The sequence below is a fragment of the Perlucidibaca piscinae DSM 21586 genome (genome assembly GCF_000420045.1).
GTDB lineage: Bacteria > Pseudomonadota > Gammaproteobacteria > Pseudomonadales > Moraxellaceae > Perlucidibaca > Perlucidibaca piscinae.
This window is the reverse complement of sequence record NZ_ATUE01000006.1, coordinates 569,252-586,921: the sequence shown is the minus strand read 5'-3', so window position 1 is coordinate 586,921 and position 17,670 is coordinate 569,252. Positions and strand designations below refer to the sequence as shown.

Annotated in this window: 15 protein-coding genes; 10 read left to right on the top strand and 5 right to left on the bottom strand. The window is 66.3% G+C overall.

Features of this window, described 5'->3' with window-relative positions; genetic code table 11:
- Positions 1 to 68: 68 nt before the first annotated feature.
- Positions 69 to 695 (bottom strand): TetR/AcrR family transcriptional regulator, encoded by a 627-nt coding sequence (locus F595_RS0106830; RefSeq protein WP_022956126.1) that lies wholly within the window; start codon positions 693 to 695, stop codon positions 69 to 71.
- Positions 696 to 819: 124 nt separating this feature from the next.
- Here F595_RS0106830 and F595_RS13170 point away from each other — a divergent pair, with 124 nt between their 5' ends.
- The 4 genes from F595_RS13170 (at position 820) to F595_RS0106810 (ending at position 7,568) form a co-directional block, all read left to right on the top strand.
- A complete protein-coding gene (locus tag F595_RS13170; RefSeq protein ID WP_051144646.1) occupies positions 820 to 2,232 on the top strand; it encodes an efflux transporter outer membrane subunit in 1,413 nt (470 codons plus the stop codon).
- Complete coding sequence (locus F595_RS13165; protein ID WP_084682857.1) at positions 2,229 to 3,356, top strand: efflux RND transporter periplasmic adaptor subunit; 1,128 nt, start codon at positions 2,229 to 2,231, stop codon at positions 3,354 to 3,356. The genes F595_RS13170 and F595_RS13165 overlap by 4 nt, the downstream gene beginning before the upstream one ends.
- Positions 3,356 to 6,457, top strand: a complete 3,102-nt coding sequence (locus tag F595_RS0106815) for an efflux RND transporter permease subunit (protein ID WP_022956123.1) — start codon at positions 3,356 to 3,358, stop codon at positions 6,455 to 6,457. The genes F595_RS13165 and F595_RS0106815 overlap by 1 nt, the downstream gene beginning before the upstream one ends.
- A 103-nt stretch (positions 6,458 to 6,560) precedes the next feature.
- Positions 6,561 to 7,568 carry a 3-oxoacyl-ACP synthase III family protein gene (locus F595_RS0106810; RefSeq protein WP_022956122.1) on the top strand — a complete coding sequence of 336 codons (1,008 nt, stop codon included), beginning with the start codon at positions 6,561 to 6,563 and terminating at the stop codon, positions 7,566 to 7,568.
- Positions 7,569 to 7,589: 21 nt separating this feature from the next.
- Here the strand turns inward: F595_RS0106810 and F595_RS0106805 are convergent, their stop codons facing one another.
- Complete coding sequence (locus tag F595_RS0106805) at positions 7,590 to 8,231, bottom strand: TetR/AcrR family transcriptional regulator (RefSeq protein WP_022956121.1); 642 nt, start codon at positions 8,229 to 8,231, stop codon at positions 7,590 to 7,592.
- A 65-nt stretch (positions 8,232 to 8,296) separates the two neighbouring features.
- On the opposite strand from F595_RS0106805, the gene F595_RS0106800 reads away from it, so the two are divergent.
- On the top strand, positions 8,297 to 9,670 hold the full coding sequence (locus F595_RS0106800; RefSeq protein WP_051144645.1) for a flavin monoamine oxidase family protein: 1,374 nt from the start codon (positions 8,297 to 8,299) through the stop codon (positions 9,668 to 9,670).
- 36 nt (positions 9,671 to 9,706) lie between these two features.
- On the opposite strand, the gene F595_RS0106795 is transcribed toward F595_RS0106800, so the two are convergent.
- The 3 genes from F595_RS0106795 to F595_RS0106785 form a co-directional block, all read right to left on the bottom strand.
- Positions 9,707 to 10,660, bottom strand: coding sequence for a homocysteine S-methyltransferase family protein (locus tag F595_RS0106795; protein ID WP_022956119.1), 954 nt, complete (start codon positions 10,658 to 10,660; stop codon positions 9,707 to 9,709).
- A gap of 40 nt (positions 10,661 to 10,700) precedes the next feature.
- Positions 10,701 to 11,144, bottom strand: coding sequence for an MAPEG family protein (locus F595_RS0106790; protein WP_022956118.1), 444 nt, complete (start codon positions 11,142 to 11,144; stop codon positions 10,701 to 10,703).
- A gap of 83 nt (positions 11,145 to 11,227) precedes the next feature.
- A complete protein-coding gene (locus F595_RS0106785) occupies positions 11,228 to 12,139 on the bottom strand; it encodes a LysR family transcriptional regulator (protein WP_022956117.1) in 912 nt (303 codons plus the stop codon).
- A gap of 132 nt (positions 12,140 to 12,271) precedes the next feature.
- On the opposite strand from F595_RS0106785, the gene leuC reads away from it, so the two are divergent.
- The 5 genes from leuC to F595_RS0106760 all read left to right on the top strand — a co-directional run bounded on the left by leuC (position 12,272) and on the right by F595_RS0106760 (position 17,664).
- Positions 12,272 to 13,690 (top strand): 3-isopropylmalate dehydratase large subunit, encoded by a 1,419-nt coding sequence (leuC, locus tag F595_RS0106780; RefSeq protein WP_022956116.1) that lies wholly within the window; start codon positions 12,272 to 12,274, stop codon positions 13,688 to 13,690.
- A 35-nt stretch (positions 13,691 to 13,725) separates the two neighbouring features.
- Positions 13,726 to 14,379: a 3-isopropylmalate dehydratase small subunit gene (leuD, locus tag F595_RS0106775; protein ID WP_022956115.1), complete on the top strand. Its 654-nt coding sequence runs from the start codon at positions 13,726 to 13,728 to the stop codon at positions 14,377 to 14,379.
- Between the two features lie 37 nt (positions 14,380 to 14,416).
- Positions 14,417 to 15,490: a 3-isopropylmalate dehydrogenase gene (gene leuB / locus F595_RS0106770; protein ID WP_022956114.1), complete on the top strand. Its 1,074-nt coding sequence runs from the start codon at positions 14,417 to 14,419 to the stop codon at positions 15,488 to 15,490.
- A gap of 84 nt (positions 15,491 to 15,574) precedes the next feature.
- Positions 15,575 to 16,693 carry an aspartate-semialdehyde dehydrogenase gene (gene asd, locus F595_RS0106765; protein WP_022956113.1) on the top strand — a complete coding sequence of 373 codons (1,119 nt, stop codon included), beginning with the start codon at positions 15,575 to 15,577 and terminating at the stop codon, positions 16,691 to 16,693.
- A complete protein-coding gene (locus F595_RS0106760) occupies positions 16,693 to 17,664 on the top strand; it encodes an Asd/ArgC dimerization domain-containing protein (protein ID WP_022956112.1) in 972 nt (323 codons plus the stop codon). The genes asd and F595_RS0106760 overlap by 1 nt, the downstream gene beginning before the upstream one ends.
- The last annotated feature ends 6 nt before the right edge of the window (positions 17,665 to 17,670 follow it).

Genomic DNA, 17,670 nt, shown 5'->3' with positions numbered 1-17,670 from the left:
TTCCCTGAGCGTTGAACGGCGGCGTCTCCCTTCAGGAGGCGCCGCCTTTTTTCATGGCGGGTCGCGTTTCAGCGTGACTGGTAGCCGGCCAGAAACAGTGTCACGTTGGCCGCAATCAGCGCCTCGTCCTCGGCGGGTGAGGGTTTGCCCATGCCAAGCAGCGCGCGAACATGCGGGCTGCCCAGCTGCAAGGCCAGGAACTGTTCTGTCGCCAGTGTCACATCCTCGATGTCCAGTTGCCCGGCCCGCACCGACGCCGACAGGTAGCCATGCACCAGCTCGCGAACGCGTTGCGGGCCTGCCTTGAAGAAGCGCGAACAGACCTCGGGCTGGCTGCTGGCGATACCGAACAGGGTGCGGTGAATCTGCAGCACGTCATCGGCGCGCATCAGCGCGAGAAATTGCCGGGCGATTTGCGCCAGGCCGTCCGCCGGACGGGAGGGATCGAGCGGGCTTTGGGCGACGTCCTCGAACATGCGCTCGGTACGACAGGTCACGCAGGCCTCGAACAGCGCTTCCTTGCTGGGAAAGTAGTTGTACAGCGTCATCTTGGAGACGCCCGAGGCCTGGGCCACGGCATCCATGCTGACCCGGTCGTAACCCTGTTCGAGGAACTGCTGCGAGGCGGCCTCGATGACACGGCGCATGCGCTCGGGGTCGCGGGGACGTCCGCGCCTAGGGGAGGTGTCGTTCATATATATACTTGACAGTCCAGTAAATCAGTAATATTACTATACGACATAGTATAGTTAATGGTCAAAGCCTGGGCCCGCCATGTCGATGTCATTCACAGTATCCCTCAATCGGCTTCCCGTGGTCATGACGGCCGGTCTTGCCGTGCTGCTTTCCGCCTGTGCTGCCACGCCGCCGTCCCCGGAAGTCTCGCTCTCCGGGAGCTATCGCCATGGCGGCGAGACGACCATCCTGACGACCTCCGCTGACTGGTGGCAGGACCTCGGTGATCCGGTGCTGGACCGGCTTGTTGCCCGTGGCCTGGCCAGCAATCATGACACGCGCGTGGCCATTGCCCGTGTACAGCAGGCGCGTGCCGGCCTGATGGCGCAGCAGTCGCGACTGCTGCCCGGCCTGTCCGCCACCGGCTCCGAGTCCGACAGCCGCAGCGAGCTGCCGGCTGTCTACAAGAACGGCGAGCCTGACGTGCAGGCCTCGCGCCTGGCGCTGGACCTGAGCTGGGAGCTGGACCTGTTCGGTGCCGCACGTGCCGCACGCCGGGCTGCGCGCCATGACCTGCTGGCTGCGCAGTCCGGTGTCGACGGCGCCCGTCTGCTGGTCAGCGGCGAAATCGCCCGTCAGTACCTGAGCTGGCGCGCAGCGCGCGAGCGTCTGCAGCTGCTGGATGCCACGCTGGCAACGCTGGACACGACGGAGCGACTGATCCGTCGTCGCCATGCCCTGGGCCTGTCCAGTGCGCTGGATGTCGAGCTCGCCAGCGGCCAGTCGCTGGATGCCCAGGCCCTGCGCCCCGGACTCAACACCCTGATGACGGCCAGCGAGGCCCGGCTGGCGGTGCTGCTGGGGGACAATCCGTCGCAGCCAGTGGCCGAGCTCAAGGATCTGCCGGTGCGCATGGCCTGGCCGGCAGCCGGTCCGGTGCCGACCGGTCAGCCCGTGGATCTGCTGGCGCGCCGCCCCGATCTGCGTGCCGCCGAGCAGCAGCTGGCGGCAGCCAGCGAGCGTCTGCGCGAGGCGCGCCTGAATTTCCTGCCGCGTGTCTTTCTCAGTGCGGTGCTGGGCAGCCAGCGCCTGACCATCAACGAGGTGGCCCTGTCGCCAGTGCGCTATTCGCAGGTGGCGGCGGCGTTCAGCGCGCCGCTGTTCGCCGGCGGCCTTGTGCAGGCCGGCAACCTGGCGCAGTCGGCGCGTGAGCGCGAGGCGCTGCTGGATTACGAGAAGCGCATTCTCACGGCGGTCGAGGAAGTCGAGGTCAGCCTGACCGCGCTTGCCGACGAACGCCGCCGTCGCGAGCTGCTGCAGGGCGCTCTGCATGCCCGTCAGCAGGCACTGCGTCAGGGTAACAGCCTGTACCGCGCCGGCCAGATCGATCTGCTGCAGCTGCAGACCTTGCAACGCGCCGCACTGGCTGCCGAGCAGTCGCTGGTGGAGAGCCAGCTGCAGACCACCCTGAATCGCGTGCGCCTGCATCAGGCGCTGGGGGGAGGCTGGCAGCCCGCCCCCGTTTCCCAGTCTTCGTCCCCGAGGTCGTCGTCATGATGTCATCCCGTCCGCGTTTTCTGCTTTCTCCGTTGCGTCCGCTCGCCGGAGGCGTGGTTCTGGGGCTGTCACTGCTGACATTGAGCGGCTGCAGCAGCGAGGCGGCGCCAAGCAAGCCGCCACGCCCGGTGCTGGTGATGACCGTGGGCTCGGGTCAGGCCGCGCAGGACCCGTCGCGCACGGTGGCCGGGGTGGTGGTGGCGCGTTACGCCAGCGAGCTGGGCTTCCAGGTGCCCGGTCGCATCGGGGCACGCCTGGTCGAGGTTGGTCAGAGCGTGCGCAAGGGGCAGCCGCTGCTGCGTCTGGACAGCAGTGATTACACCCTGGCGCTGACCGCGGCCCGTGCCGAGGCCGAGCAGGCCACGGCGGACTCCAGCCGCTTTGCGGCCCTGGTCGCCGAGGGGGCGGTCAGCCAGGCCGACAACGACCGCGTGCAGGCGCGCGCGCGCGCCGTGCGTGCCCAGCTCGAACTGGCTGCCAACCGGGTGCGCTATGCCACCCTGTCCGCACCTTACGATGGCGTGATCACCGCCGTGCACGCCGAGGCGGGCCAGGTGGTGGGCGAGGGCATGCCGGTGGTGTCGGTGGCGCGTCCCGGAGAGATCGAGATCGCAGCCGACATTCCCGAGGCCCTGGTGGCCGACGTTGCCTCGCTGCCTGCGCAGGCCGAGGTCTGGGGTGCCGGTGGTGCGCCGTTTGCCGTGCGCCTGCGCGAGGTGGCACCCACCGCCAGCCAGCCCTTGCGTACCTATCCGGCCCGGTTTTCCCTCAGCGGTCTGACGGCTGACGCTCGTCAGCGCCTTCATCTGGGCATGACCGCTCAGCTGCGCTTTGCCGCGGTGCCGTCGAAGACCATGCCCGGTGAGCGGGTGGTGCTGCCGGCCTCGGCGTTGTCGAAGGCGGCGCAGGATGCCTTTGTCTGGGTGCTGCCGGCTGGCAAGGACCGCCTGCAGCAGCAGCCGGTGCAGGTGCTCAGCCACGGCAATGACACGGTGACGGTCAGCGGCCTGGCGGATGGCGCGCGCGTGGTCATTGCCGGGGTGCAGAAGCTCGATGGCGGGATGCGCGTGCGTGCGGTCGAGCGCAGCGGCGCCGGCCTGGATCTGGTGGCGAGGGCGCGCTGATGAAGGGCTTCAACCTCTCCGCCTGGGCGGTCAATCACCGCGCCCTGGTGATCTTCCTGATGCTGGCCTCGCTGCTGGCCGGTGTGGTCGCCTTCAACGGCCTAGGCCGCCAGGAGGATCCCGAGTTCAACGTGCCGGCGATGACGGCCGTGGTGGCCTGGCCGGGCGCCAGCGCGCAGGAGGTGCAGGACCAGGTGCTCAACCGCATGGAGCAGGCGGTGCAGGAGCTGCCCAACATCAAGTACGTGCAGAGCTTCGCGCGCCAGGGCTATGGCGGCATGACCGTGGTCATCGACGGACGCAACTCCGGGGACGAGCTGAAGGCGCTGTGGTACCAGGCGCGCAAGAAGATCGGCGACATCCAGCGCGAGTTCCCTGCCGGCGTGCGCGGTCCGTTCTTCAATGACGAGTACACCGATGTCTATACCGCGCTCTATGCCCTGCGCGGAGACGGCCTGACCCAGGCCGAGCTGCAGGAGTTCGCCGAGCAGATCAAGCGTCGCCTGCAGCGGGTGCCGCAGGCCAACAAGGTCAACATCCTCGGCAAGCAGCCCGAGAAGATCTATGTCGAGCTCTCCAGTCGCCGGCTCGCCGCCCTCGGCCTGCCACCGCAGGCGGTGTTCGAGGCCATTGCCCAGCAGAACCAGGTACGACCCTCGGGCTCCATCGACACCGCCGGTGACCGTGTCTTCGCCCACATCGACGGCAGCCTGCGCTCGGTCGAGGATGTCGCTGATGTCAGCCTGTCGGCAGGTGGTCGCCTGATCCGTCTCGGCGATGTCGCCAGCGTGCGCAGCGGCTACGAGGATCCGGCCAGTGCCACCATCCGCCACAACGGCCACCCCGTGCTGGCGCTCGGCGTGACCATGGTGCCCAAGGCCGACATCATCCGTTTCGGTCGTGATCTGGAGACTGCGCTGGCGGCCATCCGTGCCGATCTGCCGGTGGGGGTGGAGCTCATCCAGTATGCCGACCAGCCCACGGTGGCCGCCTCCTCGGTGGCCGAGTTCCAGACCGCGTTCATCGAGGCGCTGGTGATCGTGCTGGCGGTGTCCTTCCTGTTCCTTGGCTGGCGTACCGGCATCGTGGTCGCGGCCTCGGTACCTCTGGTGCTGGGCATCGTGGCGGTGATCATGAAGGCCACCGGCTGGAATCTCGACCGCATCACCCTGGGCTCGCTGATCATCGCGCTCGGCCTGCTGGTCGATGACGCCATCATTGCCGTCGAAATGATGGTGGTGAAGATGGAGCAGGGCTGGGATCGCGTGAAGGCGGCCACCTTCGCCTACAGCTCGACGGCCTTTCCCATGCTGACCGGCACACTGGTGACGCTGGCCGGCTTCATGCCGGTGGGCTTCGCCGAGTCGACCTCGGGCGAGTATGCCGGTGGCATCTTCTGGATCGTCGGCATCGCGCTCATCGTGTCCTGGTTCGTCGCGGTGCTGTTCACGCCCTATCTGGGCGTGGTGCTGCTGCCGGACAACCTGGCCTCGCGCGGGCATCATGACCCGTATGACCGGCCGATCTACACCCGCCTGCGCGCCTGGGTGGACTGGTGCGTGGCGCACCGCCGCAGCGTGCTGCTGGGCACCGTCGCGCTGTTCGTGCTCGCGGTCGCCGGCATGAAGCTGGTGCAGCAGCAGTTCTTCCCGACGGCGTCGCGGCCCGAGCTGCTGGTCGAGCTGCGCCTGAAGGAGGGTGCCTCGTTCCAGGCTACCCAGCAGGAGGTCATCCGGCTGGAGAAGATCCTTGCCAAGGACAAGGACATCGCCTTCTTCACGGCCTACACCGGTCAGGGTTCGCCGCGCTTCTACCTGTCGCTGCAACCCGAGCTGCCCAATCCCGGCTATGCCCAGTTCGTGATCATGACCCGTGACCTGGAGGCGCGCGAGGCGGTGCGTGCGCGCCTGCTGGCGCTGTTCGAGGCGGATCGCGAGTTCCCGACCCTGCGCGGCCGCGTTCTGCGTCTGGAGTTCGGCCCGCCGGTGGGCTTCCCGGTGCAGTTCCGCGTGGTCGGACCGGATGCCGCCGAGGTGCGTCGCATTGCCTACCAGGTGCGCGACATCGTGCGTCAGAGCCCGCTGGTGCGTGACACCCAGCTGGACTGGAACGACCAGGTGCGTGCCCTGCGCCTGAACGTGGACCAGGACAAGGCGCGCCAGCTCGGCATCAGCAGTGCCGACATTGCCGACACCGTGCAGACGGTGCTGTCGGGCGCGCCGGTGAGCCAGGTGCGGCGCGGCGAGGAGCTCATCGACATCGTGGTGCGCGGCACGCCCGAGGAGCGCCAGTCGCTCAGCGGCGTTGGTGACATCGCGCTGTTCTCGCGCGTCGGCGGCGCGGTGCCGCTGAGCCAGGTCGCCGAGGTCGAGTCGACCTTCGAGGAGCCGGTGCTGTGGCGGCGCAACCGCAACCAGGTGCTGACCGTGCGCAGCGACGTCGCCGACGGCGTGCAGGCACCATTCGCCACCCAGCAGATCTGGCCGTCGCTGAAGCCGGTGCTGGATGCGCTGCCGCCCGGCTACGAGATCCAGCAGGGCGGCGCCATCGAGGAGAGCGTGCAGGCCAACCAGAAACTGGCCGCGGTGTTCCCGGTCATGTTCCTGGTCATGCTGACCTTCCTGATGCTGCAGCTGCAGAGCTTCTCGCGCACCTTCATGGTGTTCCTGACCGCGCCGCTGGGTCTGATCGGCGTGGTACCGGCACTGCTGCTGTTCAACGCGCCGTTCGGTTTCGTCGCGCTGCTCGGGGTGATCGCGCTGGGCGGCATGATCATGCGCAACTCGGTGATCCTGGTGGACCAGATCGAGCAGGACATCCGCCAGGGCGCGGCGGCATGGACGGCCATCGTCGAGGCCACCGTGCGTCGCTCGCGGCCGGTGGTGCTGACGGCGGCAGCGGCCATCCTCGCCATGATCCCGCTGTCGCGCAGCGTGTTCTGGGGGCCCATGGCGCTGGCCATCATGGGCGGTCTGGTGGTGGCCACCGCCCTGACCCTGCTGTTCGTGCCCGCGCTCTACGCGACCTGGTTCAAGGTGCGGCAGCCTGAGGCCACAGGCGAGGGCGGTCAGCTGCCATCCGGCGGAGTGGTTGCGCATTGATCGGCGGTGCTTCGACGAGATCGGCTGACCGGGTTAGACTCCCGGCCAGCTGACCGTCGCGGGTGACGCGGCGGCAATGAAAACCAGACCACCGAGGCGTTACATGAGCACACCGCGCGCACGCATCCTGGGGTTGGGCACCTTCGTGCCGGCCCGCACCGTCACCAACCATGACCTGGCCGAAGTCATGGAAACCAGCCACGACTGGATCGTCGAGCGTTCCGGCATCGAGGAGCGCCACTGGGTCGATGCCGAGGAAGGCAACTACACCATGGGCGTGAAAGCGGCACGTGCAGCGCTCGCCGACGCCGGTGTCGATGCGTCCGAGATCGATTGCATCGTCTACGCCACGCTGTCACCGGACTACTTCTTCCCCGGTTGCGGCGTGCTGGTGCAGCGCGAGCTGGGCATCGGCCATGTGCCGGCCTTCGACATCCGCCAGCAGTGCTCCGGTTTCATCTACGGCCTGCAGATGGCTGACGTGTTCATTCGCGCCGGCCAGTACAGGAAGATTCTGGTGATCGGTGGCGAGGTGCACTCGCGCGGCCTCGACAAGACCACCCGTGGCCGTACCGTCAGCGTGCTCTTCGGCGATGCTGCCGGCGCCGCCGTGGTAGGCGTCAGCGATGATCCGGAGGCCGGCATCCTGATCACCCGCGTGCACTCCGACGGCAGCGATGCCGAGTGCCTGGCCATGCAGTACCCCGGCATGGCCGCCGGCCGTGACAGCTACGTCACCCACGACGACGTCGAGTCCGGTCGCATCTTCCCCAACATGGAAGGCCAGAAGGTGTTCAAGAACGCGGTCAAGCGCATGCCCGAAGTCATCCAGGAAGTGCTGGACGCCCAGGGGCTGACGGTCGCTGACATCGACATGCTGATTCCGCACCAGGCCAACCTGCGCATCAACGAGATGGTCGCCAAGCAGATCGGCATCGACGCATCGCGCGTGCACAACAACATCCAGAAGTACGGCAACACCACCGCCGCCACGATTCCGCTCTGCCTGTCCGAGGCGCGTGCCGAAGGCAAGGTCAAGAAGGGCGATCTGGTCTGTCTGGTGGCCTTCGGCTCCGGCTTCACCTGGGGCTCGGTGCTGATGCGCTGGTAAGCCCGTCGGGGGCGTGGCCGGTCATCGGCCGCGCAGCCCCGCCAGCAGCACCCGCACCATGTCATCGACAAGACGTGTCGTATCCCCCCAGGGGTATTCCGGAATGGTGATGACATTCAGTAATACCCCCTGCATGCCGCAGAGCAGCAAGTTCAGCACCTGCTCCGGATCTCCAGGTGCCAGAGTTCCCGATGCCTGCGCCTCGACGATGGCGTCACGCAGGATGTCCAGCCGTGCCAGAACGCCGGCACTGTCGACGAAATAGCGATCGTTCTCGTCCGAGGGCTGATCCTCGATCAGGAAAATGGCGCGATAGTCATTCGGCCGTGCCAGCCAGAAATCCATGAAGGTCCGGCACAGTGCCGGCAGCCTGTCTTTGGCTCCCGTGTCACGCCGGCAATCAGCCATCCGCACCAGAAGCTGCTCGAAGAGCTCGCCCCAGAGGTGCAGCAGCAGCTGGCGCTTGGCGGGAAACAGCGTGTACAGCGCAGCCGGAGAGCAGCCAGCGCACTGGGCTATCTTGCGCATCGACACGCCGGCATAGCCTTCCTGCACGAACAACGTGCGTGCCGCTGAAATCACGCGCAGGCGAATGTCATCGGTCTGCTGGCTGCTGCGTGGCGGGCGACCGCGACGGTTGCCGGAAGATTGGGTCAGAGTCATGGCTTGATTTAATTGAACGCGTTCATTATATTTTCCCACAAGCACTCAGTCAGGTGGCGGATACCATGAACTATAGCGACAAGAGTCCGGCAGAGGGGCCATTAGATGTCATTGTGGTCGGCGCCGGCTTTGCCGGCTTGAAGGCGGCACTGACCCTGAAGCTGGCCGGCAAGCGCGTGCGCGTGCTGGAGGCGCGTGACCGCGTTGGTGGCCGTTCAATGCCCGGCGAGATCTGCGGGCAGGTCATCGACCTCGGCGGCCAGTGGGTGGGCCCTGAGCAGCACCTGCTGCTGGCCGAGGCCCGCGACTTGGGCGTGGCGACGTATCCCCAGTACACCCGTGGAGCCAGTCTGCTCTCGCGCCAGGGCAAGGTCAGCAGCTACCACGGTGACATTCCAAAACTGCCGCTGCTGTCGCTTCTGGAGCTGGGCCTGCTTGAACGCCGCTGGCAGCGGGAAATGCGCAGCCTGCCAAAGGATGCACCCTGGACCACCGCGCGCGCCGGCGAATGGGATGCCGAGAGCATCGAGAGCTGGATACTCAAGCATGTGCGCACCGCCGGAGCGCGCGACTTCGCGCGCACGCTGACACGTGCAGTGCTCTGTGCCGAGCCGCGTCAGGTCTCGTATCTGTGCTTCCTGAACTATCTGCGTCAGGGCGGGGGGCTGGAGACACTGATCGGTACCGAGGGCGGTGCTCAGCAGGACAAGTTCGCCGGCGGCGCCTGGCAGATTCCCAGTCGCATGGCGGAGCGGCTGGCGGGTGACATCCTGCTCGACGCGCCGGTGCTGGCCGTCGAGCAGGATGACGACGGTGTGACCGTGATCGCCCGCGGCGAGCGCCATCGCGCCCGTCACCTGATCATGGCCGTGCCGCCACTGCTGGCCAGCCGCATCCACTTCAACGCGGCGCTGCCCTCGAAGCGCAACGCCCTCAACGAGCGCATGCCCATGGGCTCGGTGATCAAGATCCACATCGCCTACGAGCGGCCGTTCTGGCGTCAGCGCGGCCTCAACGGCGCGGTGGTCAGCACCGACCGGCATTTCAATGTCGTCTTCGACCAGTCACTGGGCGACGACAGCCTCGGCGTGCTGGTCGGCTTCATTGACGCCGACCACGCCATCGCCGCCAGCGCGCTCGGCGAGGAGGCCCGTCGCCAGCTGGTGATCAACGATCTGGTGCACTACTTCGGGCCCGAGGCCGCGCAGCCGCTGGCGATTGTCGAGCAGGACTGGACGCGCGAGACCTGGAGCCGGGGCTGCTATGTCGCGCACACGGCGCCAGGCGTCATGACCTCGTTCGGCGACGTCATCCGCCAGCCCTGCGGACGCATCCACTGGGCCGGCACCGAGACCGCCACCGAGTGGACCGGCTATCTGGATGGCGCACTGCAGTCAGGGCTGCGTGCGGCGGGGGAGGTGGTGGCGAGGCAGTGGTGACGGGTTCAGGCAGTAATCAGCAGCCTGCCGCTCCACTCACCTGAACAGGGGCAGGCAGGCCAGCGCAAGCTGCTCGACGTGGCGGTGGTCGGTGCCGCAGCAGCCCCCGATGACATTGAGCTGCCTCAGCTGCTGCTGCTTCAGATCAGCATATTCCCGGCCCAGTTGCGCCGGGTTGCCCACATCCAGCTCGGAACATTCATTCAGTTCGGCATGACTCATTCTCGAGGCATTCGCGCGCAGCCCGCGTATGCGCGCCGTCCACGGATCGCTGCCACGCACGACCGTGTCGAAGTGACTGGGATGGGCACAGTTGATCATGTAGTAGGCCGGGTAACCGGCACTGAGTTCATCGATGGACGTGATGGCGTCGCCGAGTGATTGCCCCGTGGGCAGCTTTCCGTCTGTTTCCACCGTGAAGGAAATCACCACGGGCATGTTCACGCGCCGTGCAGCCAGGGTGATGCCGGCAGCTTCCTCGACATGGTTCATCGTGATGGCGGTGACCAGATCGGCCGCCGAGTCAGCGAAGGTCTCCACTTGCGGCGAATGGTAAGCCTCGGCCTCGCTCGTCGACATGGCATGGTCCGGCACGTAGCCGTCACCGCGAGGCCCTATGCACCCGCTGATGACAATCGGAGTACGCTGGCTGGCATGCTCGGCACGGATGTCCTCGAGCATGCGGACCAGCTTCCTGTTGACGCTGGCCAGGTCGTCACGGCCATAGCCCAGCCTGCTGCCCCAGTCCGGATTCGAACGCCAGCTGGCAGTTTCCAGGACCAGCCCGACCTCGAGCCGTTCGGCCAGTGCGGCGTATGTCGTGAAGTACCGGCGCAGCGCAGCCTCGCCTTCGGGCGTTCGCAGCAGATCAAATGCGGCGAAAAGCGGAAGCTCCAGGCCCTCCAGAAAAATCAGCGTGGTTTCTATGCCGCCATCGGTGAGGAAAAGCTCGCCGCCGAGCTGTGGCAGGGATTTTCTGTACAGGGCCATTGCCGTCTCCTGTGCCAGGCATCCGCCACTGGCGTGAGGCTCATGCGCCTGCCAGTCGCGTCAGATAGGCCGACGCGGTAATGCAGGTGAGCGCAAAGAGCGGAATATTGGATAGCACGAACAGCAGGAAGCGGATCTCGATCCGGTTTGCCAGCGCCTGCACCAGACTGTGCGCCACGCGCAACATCACATAGGTCCAGGCAAGACCAAGGCTGATGGTCGAGTCGACCGAGAGCACGGCCAGAGAGATTGCTATGGCATAGAAGACGGTTGGCTGTTCCATCAGGTGGTTGTAGTTGTCAGCCTTCCAGCGCACCCTGGCCGGAAGCAGCGCCATCTGCTCGCCGCGTGGCGCCTCCGGATCCGGCTTCATCCCGGCGGCAAACATCGCCGGCAGACGGGTCGCATACATCCACACCCACATGACCATGGACCACGCCACCAGCGCGATGACCGGACCCAGCATGTCGAAGGAGGCATTCATGCGCTGTTCTCCGTTGCCGGCAGAGGCGTGTGCCGGACCTGCCGCTTATTTGGACAACGTCAGTCGGCGTCCGTCAACACCGTTCATCCTGTCGTGACGGCTTCCCTTTCCAGCAACCCCAGCATGGCCTGCGCCGCCCGTGACAGCACTCGCCGCGGATGATGCACCACGCCCAGGTCGCGACGCAGCGCCACGCCTTGCACCGGTACGGCGACCACGTCGGCGTCGCAGAGATTGGCCGGCAGCACGCTCCAGCCCAGGCCGATGGAGACCATCATCTTGATGGTCTCGAGGTAGTTGGTTTCAAGGTGCACCTGCAGCTGCAGGCCCTCGCGCCGGAACATGCTCTCGGCGATCTGGCGCGTGAAGGTGTTGGGCGAGGGCAGGATGGCTGGGTGTGCGGCGAGGTCGGCGGCGCGTATGCCGACCGGACCGGCAGCGCCTGCGTGTGCTGCCAGCGGGTGCCCGGCGGCGACCACGAAGGCAAGCGGATCGGGCCAGATCACCCGTGCGATGAGGCGCTCGTCCGGAATGGGCGGCAGCGTGACGATGCCCAGCTCGAGATCGCCGTCGAGCACCGCGTCATAGGCCTGCTCGGAATCAATGAAGCGGATGTCCAGTCGCACCTGCGGGTGCATGGTGCTGAACGCACGCAACGCCGGCGGCAGGCGATGCAGGCCGATGTGGTGGCTGGTGCCGACCGTGAGCGTGCCAGTGAGCTGACCGGTGGCGGCTTCGGCGTAGTCACTGACCACGCGCCGCATGTCATCGAGGTCGTGCAGCCACTGGCGCGCGCGCGGCAGCAGGGCACGACCGGCCTCGGTCAGCGTGATGCGACGGCCGACGCGATCGAACAGCGGGGTGCCGAGCTGCTCCTCCAGCGCCTGGATGCGCTTGCTCACGGCGGGCTGGGTCAGGTGCAGCGCATCGGCGGCCTGCGAGAAGGACTCGTGGCTGGCAACTGCGATGAAGGCTTGCAGGACGGCGGTATCCATGTCATTCCGCTAAAGAATCATATGTATAAAAACTATAAATTGGATTTATTGAATAGGCCAGACTAGTCTTGCCTCATCCGAAAAGCGCCTGCTGACGCGTCAGCACGGCGGCAATCTGCTGAGGAGGCTGTCATGGCCGGCAAGACCCTGTACGACAAGTTGTGGGATGACCATCTCGTTGCCCAGCGCGACGATGGCTCCTGCCTCATTTACATCGACCGTCAGCTGCTGCACGAAGTGACCTCGCCGCAGGCCTTCGAAGGCCTCAAGCTGGCCGGTCGCCAGCCCTGGCGCATCGATGCCAACGTCGCCACGCCGGATCACAACGTGCCCACCGACAAGGCCGAGCGCGCCGGTGGCGTCGTCGCCATCGCTGACGAGACCTCGCGCATCCAGGTGCAGACGCTGGATGACAACTGCCGCGACTTTGGCGTCGTCGAGTTCACCATCAATGACGTGCGCCAGGGCATCGTGCATGTCGTCGGTCCCGAGCAGGGCCTGACGCTGCCGGGCATGACCGTTGTCTGCGGCGACTCGCACACCGCCACCCACGGCGCCTTCGCCTGCCTCGCGCACGGCATCGGCACCTCCGAGGTCGAGCATGTGCTCGCCACCCAGTGCCTGATCCAGAAGAAGTCGAAGAACATGCTGGTTCGTGTCGACGGCGTGCTGGGTGCCGGCGTGACGCCCAAGGACGTCGTGCTCGCCATCATCGGCAAGATCGGCACCGCTGGCGGCAACGGCCACGCCATCGAGTTCGGCGGCCAGGTCTTCCGCGACATGAGCATGGAAGGCCGCATGACCGTGTGCAACATGGCCATCGAGGCCGGTGCACGCGTTGGCATGGTCGCCGCTGACGACAAGACCATCGAATACTTCCGCGGCAAGCCGTTCGCGCCCACCGGCGACCAGTGGGACGCCGCCGTGGCCTACTGGCAAACGCTGCACTCCGACGCCGACGCCGTGTTCGACACCGTCGTGGTCATGGATGGCGCTGCCATCGAGCCGCAGGTGAGCTGGGGCACCAGCCCGGAGATGGTGGTGCCGGTCACCGCCAGCGTGCCGACCCTGGATGATGCCGAGGATGCCGTCGAACGCAACTCGTTCGAGCGCGCCTACCAGTACATGGGTCTGCATGCCGGTCAGAAGATCACCGACATCAAGCTCGACCGTGTCTTCATCGGCTCCTGCACCAACTCGCGCATCGAGGATCTGCGTGCCGCCGCCGCCGTCGCCAAGGGCCGCCAGGTCGCCAGCACGATCAAGCAGGCCATGGTGGTGCCGGGTTCCGGTCTGGTGAAGCAGCAGGCCGAGGCCGAAGGACTCGACCAGATCTTCCTCGCTGCCGGCTTTGAATGGCGCGAGCCGGGCTGCTCCATGTGCCTGGCCATGAATGCCGACAAGCTCGGTGCCGGCGAGCACTGCGCGTCGACGTCCAACCGCAATTTCGAGGGTCGCCAGGGCAATGGCGGCCGTACCCACCTGGTCAGCCCGGCAATGGCGGCGGCGGCGGCAATTGCCGGCCACTTCGTCGATGTCCGCAGCTTTTGACGCACTGATCCGGAAAAGGCAAGAGGAGCAAGATCATGCAGAAGTTCACCGTCGTCAAAGGCCTTGCCGCGCCGCTGGATCGCGCCAATGTCGATACCGACCAGATCATTCCGAAGCAGTTCCTGAAGTCGATCAAGCGCACCGGCTTCGGCGTCAACCTGTTCGACGAGTGGCGCTACCTCGACGAGGGCTATCCCGGCCAGGATTGCAGCACGCGTCCGCTCAACCCGGACTTCGTGCTCAACCAGGCCCGCTACCAGGACGCGCGCGTGCTGCTGGCACGCCAGAACTTCGGCTGCGGCAGCTCGCGCGAGCACGCGCCGTGGGCTCTGGACGAGTACGGCTTCCGCGCCGTCATCGCCTCCAGCTATGCCGACATCTTTTTCAACAACTGCTTCAAGAACGGCATGCTGCCGGTGATCCTGCCGGAAGCCCAGGTTGATCAGCTGTTCCGCGAGTGTTTCGCGACCGAGGGCTACGAGATCACCGTCGACCTGGAAAAGCAGCAGGTCATCACGCCGAGTGGCGAGGCCTTCGGTTTCGAGGTCGATGCCTTCCGTCGTCACTGCCTGCTCAACGGCCTCGATGACATCGGCCTGACCCTGCAGGATGGCGATGCCATCCGTGCCTTCGAGGCGAAGGCGAAGGTGGCGCGCCCCTGGGTGTTCAATGCCTTGCGCAGCGCCTGAAACGACCTGAAGTTATTAACGCAAGAGATTGATTAGCATGAGCAAGCATATTGTCATTCTGCCCGGTGACGGCATCGGTCCGGAAATCATGGCGGAAGCCGAGAAGGTCCTCGCCAAGGTCAACGACCAGTTCGGCCTCGGCCTGAGCTGGAGCCACGAGCTGCTGGGCGGCGCCGCCATCGACGCCCACGGCGTGCCGCTGCCGGATGTCACCCTGGACGCCGCGCGCAAGGCCGATGCCGTGCTGCTCGGCGCCGTCGGCGGTCCGAAGTGGGACCAGATCGAGCGTTCGATCCGCCCGGAGCGCGGTCTGCTCAAGATCCGCTCCGAACTCAATCTGTTCGCCAACCTGCGTCCGGCCATCCTGTATCCTCAGCTGGCACATGCCTCGTCGCTGAAGCCGGAGCTGGTCGCCGGCCTCGACATCCTGATCGTGCGCGAGCTCACCGGTGGCATCTACTTCGGCCAGCCGCGCGGCATCCGCACGCTGGAGAACGGTGAGCGCCAGGGCTACAACACGGACGTCTACAGTGAATCGGAGATCCGTCGCATCGCTCACGTCGCCTTCCAGCTCGCCATGCAGCGCAACAGGAAGCTGCTGTCGGTCGACAAGGCCAACGTGCTGGAAGTCACCGAGCTGTGGAAGCAGGTGGTCAACGAAGTCGCCGCCGAGTACCCGCAGGTCGAGGTCTCGCACATGTACGTCGACAATGCCGCCATGCAGCTGGTCAAGCGCCCGAAGCAGTTCGACGTGATCGTGACCGGCAACCTGTTCGGCGACATCCTGTCGGACGAGGCCGCGATGCTCACCGGCTCCATCGGCATGCTGCCGTCGGCGTCGCTGGACCAGAACCGCAAGGGCATGTACGAGCCTTGCCACGGTTCGGCGCCGGACATCGCCGGGCAGGGCGTCGCCAATCCGCTCGCGACCATCCTGTCGGTGGCCATGATGCTGCGCTGCACCTTCGCCGAGGAGGCCGCCGCCAAGGCCATCGAGGAGGCCGTCGGCCGCGTGCTCGACCAGGGGCTGCGTACCGCCGACATCTGGAGCGAAGGCACCACCAAGGTCGGCACGGCCGCCATGGGCGCTGCTGTGGTGGAAGCGCTTTAATCAATTGAAACAATGCATTGTCGCAGCAAGTTGATGTCTTGCCGGCAGTCTTGAAGAAGCGGGCGCAAGCCCCGGAGAGAGAAAATGAAGGTTGGTCTGATCGGCTGGCGCGGCATGGTGGGTTCCGTGCTCATGCAGCGCATGGTGGAAGAAAACGATTTCGCGCACATCGAGCCGGTGTACTTCACCACCTCGGCTCCGGGCGCACCGGCGCCGTCGTTCGGCGGCAAGGCCGCCGGCACCCTGCAGGATGCCCATGACCTCGATGCCCTGCAGGCCATGGACACCATCATCAGCTGCCAGGGTGGCGACTACACCACCGAGATCTTTCCCAAGCTGCGCGCCGCCGGCTGGGCCGGCTACTGGATCGACGCCGCCTCCACGCTGCGCATGGAAGATGACGCCGTCATCATCCTCGACCCGGTCAACGGCGGCCTGATCGAGTCCGCGCTCGACAAGGGCGTGAAGAACTTCATTGGCGGCAACTGCACCAACTCCATCCTGCTGATGGGCGTCGGCGGCCTGTTCCGCGAAGGCCTGGTCGAGTGGGTCAGCTCCATGACCTACCAGGCGGCCTCGGGCGGCGGCGCCAACCACATGCGCGAGCTGCTCAAGGGCATGGGCGTGATCAATGCTGCCGTCGCCGACGAGCTCGCGACGCCGTCCTCGGCCATCCTCGACATCGACCGCAAGGTCGCGCAGACCATCCGACAGGATGTGCCGCGCGAGTACTTCGGTGCGCCCTTGGCGGGCGGCCTGATCCCCTGGATCGACAAGCAGCTCGACAACGGCCAGTCCAAGGAAGAGTGGAAGGGCCAGGCCGAGGTCAACAAGATTCTCGGCACCGAGGCCGTCATTCCGGTCGACGGCCTCTGCGTGCGCATCGGTGCCATGCGCTGCCACAGCCTGGCGCTGACCTTGAAGCTGAACCAGGATCTGCCGCTGGCCGAGATCGAGCGCATCATCCAGTCCGGCAATGACTGGGTGAAGTGGGTGCCCAATGACCGCGAGATCACCGTCAACGAGCTGACCCCGGCCAGCATCACCGGCGGCCTCAAGATCGGTGTCGGTCGCGTGCGCAAGCTCAACCTGGGCCCGCAGTACATCTCGGCCTTCGTGATCGGTGACCAGTTGCTGTGGGGCGCGGCCGAGCCGCTGCGCCGCATGCTGCGCATCCTGCTGGCACGTGGAACGGCCGCCTGATGGGTGCCATCACGCAGTCGCTGGGACTGTTCGGCGCTACCGGCGAGCTCGGTCGCGCCTTCTTTGACGGCCTTGAGGAGCAGCCGGCCTTTGTCGGTCGTCTGCGCCTGTTCGCCAGTGAGCGCTCGCAGGAAGAGACGCGTCTTTTCCGTGACAAGCCGCTGGCGGTGGAAGTTGCCGATCAGGCCGACTTCGACGATCTCAACGAGGCGGTGCTGGCCGTTCCTGCCGATATCGCCGACGAACTTGCCGGCAAGTTGCTGGCCGCCGGCGTCCGCGTCTGGGATGCCACCGGCCACCTGCGCAATCATCCGCAGGCGGTGCCGCTGAGCCAGGCTGCCCCCGACAGCCTGCTGATCGTGCTCGATGACCCGATGCAGCAGCTGCTGTCCTGGCTGCTGCCGCTGCATGCGCAGTCGCCGTTGCAGCAGCTCGACATCACCGTGCTGGCGCCGGTGTCTCTGCGCGGACGTGCCGGCATCGGCGAGCTGGCACGCCAGACCGGCGATCTGCTCAACGGCCGTGGCATCGACACCGCGGTCTGGCCGCAGCAGGTGGCCTTCAATCTGCTGTCGGCCGAGTCCTCGCTGGATCAGGCCGGCCACACGCCGCGCGAGCGACGTCTGCTGCAGGGCCTGGCACGTGCGCTGCCGGGTGTGCTGACACGGGTGCGCCAGATCATCGTACCGGTGTTCTACGGCGCTCACCTCGACGTGCGCTGGCAGCAGCAGGACGTCCTCTCGCGTGCCGCCATGCTGGCCCTGTTCAAGCAGCAGCCGGGCGTGCGCGTGCACGACAAGCCGGCGGCGGAAACGCAGCCCAGCCCGGTGGGTGAAGGTGTCGCCAATGACGCGGTGATCCTTTCGCGTCTGCAGCTTGACGGCACGCGCGGACACCTCAATGTCATGGCGGATCCGATCCGCGTCGGCCTGGTGCGCCCGCTGCTCGACAGCTTGCTGCAACAGGCCTGAATCAGC

What these genes read in the sequence shown, in the direction of transcription:
- F595_RS0106830 (WP_022956126.1), bottom strand. Translation starts at nt 695, where the DNA reads ATGAACGACACCTCCCCTAGGCGCGGACGTCCCCGCGACCCCGAGCGC.
- F595_RS13170 (WP_051144646.1), top strand. Translation starts at nt 820, where the DNA reads ATGACGGCCGGTCTTGCCGTGCTGCTTTCCGCCTGTGCTGCCACGCCG.
- F595_RS0106800 (WP_051144645.1), top strand. Translation starts at nt 8,297, where the DNA reads ATGAACTATAGCGACAAGAGTCCGGCAGAGGGGCCATTAGATGTCATT.
- F595_RS0106815 (WP_022956123.1), top strand. Translation starts at nt 3,356, where the DNA reads ATGAAGGGCTTCAACCTCTCCGCCTGGGCGGTCAATCACCGCGCCCTG.
- asd (WP_022956113.1), top strand. Translation starts at nt 15,575, where the DNA reads ATGAAGGTTGGTCTGATCGGCTGGCGCGGCATGGTGGGTTCCGTGCTC.
- F595_RS0106760 (WP_022956112.1), top strand. Translation starts at nt 16,693, where the DNA reads ATGGGTGCCATCACGCAGTCGCTGGGACTGTTCGGCGCTACCGGCGAG.
- leuC (WP_022956116.1), top strand. Translation starts at nt 12,272, where the DNA reads ATGGCCGGCAAGACCCTGTACGACAAGTTGTGGGATGACCATCTCGTT.
- F595_RS0106790 (WP_022956118.1), bottom strand. Translation starts at nt 11,144, where the DNA reads ATGAATGCCTCCTTCGACATGCTGGGTCCGGTCATCGCGCTGGTGGCG.
- F595_RS0106785 (WP_022956117.1), bottom strand. Translation starts at nt 12,139, where the DNA reads ATGGATACCGCCGTCCTGCAAGCCTTCATCGCAGTTGCCAGCCACGAG.
- leuD (WP_022956115.1), top strand. Translation starts at nt 13,726, where the DNA reads ATGCAGAAGTTCACCGTCGTCAAAGGCCTTGCCGCGCCGCTGGATCGC.
- F595_RS0106810 (WP_022956122.1), top strand. Translation starts at nt 6,561, where the DNA reads ATGAGCACACCGCGCGCACGCATCCTGGGGTTGGGCACCTTCGTGCCG.
- leuB (WP_022956114.1), top strand. Translation starts at nt 14,417, where the DNA reads ATGAGCAAGCATATTGTCATTCTGCCCGGTGACGGCATCGGTCCGGAA.
- F595_RS0106795 (WP_022956119.1), bottom strand. Translation starts at nt 10,660, where the DNA reads ATGGCCCTGTACAGAAAATCCCTGCCACAGCTCGGCGGCGAGCTTTTC.
- F595_RS13165 (WP_084682857.1), top strand. Translation starts at nt 2,229, where the DNA reads ATGATGTCATCCCGTCCGCGTTTTCTGCTTTCTCCGTTGCGTCCGCTC.
- F595_RS0106805 (WP_022956121.1), bottom strand. Translation starts at nt 8,231, where the DNA reads ATGACTCTGACCCAATCTTCCGGCAACCGTCGCGGTCGCCCGCCACGC.